The sequence below is a fragment of the Acinetobacter lactucae genome, from assembly GCF_013344765.1.
Taxonomy (GTDB): Bacteria; Pseudomonadota; Gammaproteobacteria; order Pseudomonadales; family Moraxellaceae; genus Acinetobacter; species Acinetobacter lactucae_A.
Map to the genome: position 1 here is coordinate 1 of NZ_JABVBF010000248.1, position 3,335 is coordinate 3,335.

The 3,335-nt window shown below is 39.5% G+C and carries 1 protein-coding gene; it reads left to right on the forward strand.

What is annotated here, in order from left to right; all coding sequences use genetic code 11:
* Nucleotides 1-106: 106 nt before the first annotated feature.
* Nucleotides 107-3,335 (forward strand): type VI secretion system tip protein TssI/VgrG (tssI, locus tag HUN22_RS16210; protein WP_174731517.1); only part of this gene is annotated, 3,229 nt, incomplete at its 3' end.

Consider the following 3,335-nt stretch of genomic DNA (forward strand, 5'->3'; position numbering starts at 1 on the left):
CATTCATTCGTGTATTCATATGGTTAAGTTTCCCTTTACAAAATAGACAGATGTTTCTGTATTTTATAAAATAATGCCAATCCTGACAAAGTTTTCATAAAAAAAGATGTTATCTCATATACATAGAATTCTAGAAGATTTGGGTATCAGCTCGCAAAAACGCGTGCTTCATATTCAGTTTTCTAATCCATCATTGAATACTCAAGTCTTTTTACAAAGTATCGAAGGGCAGCATCAGCTAAATGAAGGACTGTCTGCTGAGTTATTTTGTCTTTCTACTAATGCCCATATTTCATTAAAACAATTTATTGGTTGTCAGGTTGCAGTCGATCAAGTAACTGATCAGGGGCAATTATTTAGAACTACAGGAATTATTACAGAAGCCAGTCAGGGGCAGAGTGATGGTTCATTAACTTTGTATAAACTGAGATTACAAGACCCGACGGTGCTATGGCATAAACGCCGCAATAGCCGTGTGTTTATGAATAAGAGTGTACGGGACATCACTGAAATTCTATTTACAGAATGGCAGAACAAAAGCCCGTTGTTTGCTTCTGCCTTAACTTTGGATTTAAAAAACCTAACTCAAGACTACGATGTTCGACCTTTTGTCATGCAAAGTAACGAAACAGATTATGAATTTTTAACCAGACTTTGGCGTAGTGAAGGTATTAACTGGTTAATTGATGAAGCTCAGTTGTTTGTCGCTGATAGCTCGGATGAGATTCAACCGCAAAAATTACGTTTAATTGATAATAATGAATCATATTTAGCATTAGACCGAAGAAATATCCGTTATCACCGCAGTAGCGCAGTTGAACAACAAGACAGTATGACGAGTCTTGTGCCAACTCGAAGCTTGCAACCTACAGCCGTGCATGTGCAACGCTGGCAGGCTGATGCTTTAAGTCAAGAAGAAGGTATGGGAAGTGTTCAGTCAAAGCATAGTCATAGTGCTAATCAGGATAATGCGAGTTTAAGTCTAGAACATGCATGGCATATTAGTCCTGCTTGGATGCAAGACTTAAATGGGGAAGACCAAGCCACTGCATCGGGCCACCAGCAGCTAGAAAAACTCAATCAAAATCTATCTGATTATTATGCATTTCAATCAAAATACTTTCATGCACAAACCACGGTACGTGATGCGCAAGTTGGCTATTGGTTTGAATTGAATGAACATCCTGAAATAGATACTCATAGCGGATCAGACAAAGAATTTCTGATTATTGGGAAAAACTTCTATCTGCAAAATAATTTGCCTAAAGATTTGCAACAGCAAATCAATCAACTTTTTAGTCAAAGCCAATGGCAAAACAATCAATCAGGGCTAAATGACCAGACTGAACGTCAGGGTAATCAGCTCATCTTGTCGCGTAGAAATATTAAAACTGTTCCTGAGTATCATCCGTTAGAGCACCGACCAGCAGCTTACCCACTGCGTGCTAGAGTGGTGGGGCTAGAAGGTGAAAGTATCCATGTTGACCAATGGGGACGCATTAAAGTCCGTTTCCTATTTACCCGAGCTGATGACCATAGCCATGATGGTGGAGCAGGAAGTAACGATAATGACACCGACTCGGCTTGGGTCGATGTACTCACCCCGTGGGCAGGTGAGGGTTATGGCGCACGTTTCTTGCCTCGCGTGGGCGAGATCGTGGTGATCGACTTCTTTGACGGCAACATTGACCGCCCGTTTGTGGTGGGTCGTATTCATGAGGCTGAACGTCACCCAACGCAATTCGACCAAAAAGGCCAACTACCCGACACTAAAAAGCTCAGTGGTATCCGCTCCGAAGAAGTCGATGGTAAGGGCTTTAACCAGCTACGCTTTGATGACACCACAGGGCAAATCAGTGCCCAACTAAAAAGTAGCCATGCGGTAAGCCAACTAAACTTGGGTAACTTAAGCCATCCAAAAGATAAGGCGGAAAGTGATAGTCGTGGTGAAGGTTTCGAGCTACGAACAGACCAGTGGGGGGCAGTCAGAGCAGGCAGCGGCTTACTCCTTAGTACCCACAAACAGGATCAAGCTCAAGGCGTACACCTCGATGCAAATGAGCCCAAGCAACAAATAGAAGGCAGCCTAAATAATGCCAAGGCACTCAGTGAAGTTGCTAAAAATCAGCAAACCGACCCGTTAGATATGCTTGAGAATATTCAGACTTTCTTAGAAGTTCTCAAACAAGAAGATCCTAAAAAGGCTGCTGAGTTTCAATCAGCAGTGATGCTGCTGGCATCTCCAAAAAGTATTGCTGTAAGTAGTAATGAAGATATACACCTTAGTGCAAATGGACAGCTCACTCAAAGTGCTGAAGATAGCATTAATATTAGTACGCAAAAGAATATAGTAAGTCATGCGAGTCAAAAAATAAGTCTATTTGCCGCCCAAGAAGGTGCTCGGCTTTTTGCTGGTCAAGGTAAAGTGGAAATTCAGGCACAAGGTGATGGCTTAGATGTGATTGCTCGAAAGGGCGTACAGATTACGTCAACCGAAGACACGGTTTTTATTACTAGTCCAACTGAAATTAATCTGACTGCAAGTGGATCTCAAGTTAAGTTGAATGGTTCGGGTATTTTCCCTGTCACGGGTGGTAAGCTTGAGGTGAAGGCTGGGCAGCATTTATTTATGGGCGGCGGAAAAGTAGATGTTAAAGTGCCTAAACTAAAAGAATTAAATATAACAAAAAAATATAGCAATAAATTAGATGTTTATGAAGTTTTTCCAACAAATAAATTTACAGATTTAACTATGTCTGTAAAGGGAAGTGATGGGGTTGTTGAAGAACATAAAATTGATAAATATGGAAGAAGTCCTAGAATTTCAGATGCTGAGCCAAAAGAAGTCGAAGTATTAGTTGGTGGTGATGTTTGGAATTATTTTATTAAGAATATTGGTGGTACGAAAGATGATCCATTCTATTTTAAATTTTTAGATTATGTAGGTAAGCCTATAGTTGGAATGGAATGTTACCTTTTAGATAATTCTTTAAATATAATTAAGAAAGAAGTTACAGATGGAAATGGTGAGGTAGAGTTTGTATATACAGATGAATACTTGCCAATTATGGGTGTAATGAAGTTCGATAATAATACAGTCAAGCCTATATGCTATGTAAATCATCATAACTGTAGGGAATATATATTTATTAGTCCTAAGGTTAAAGCTAATTTAGCTTTGTTAGAAGAAGGGCAAAAAGGAGAGTATTTAAGAGCTGGCTATAAAGTCAAAGAAGGCGAAAGCCTACAAAACATTGCTGATAAGTATTCGATTACTACAGATGAAATAATTTCCTTAAATACAGGAATGGAAAATATTGATGTAAATACTAAAT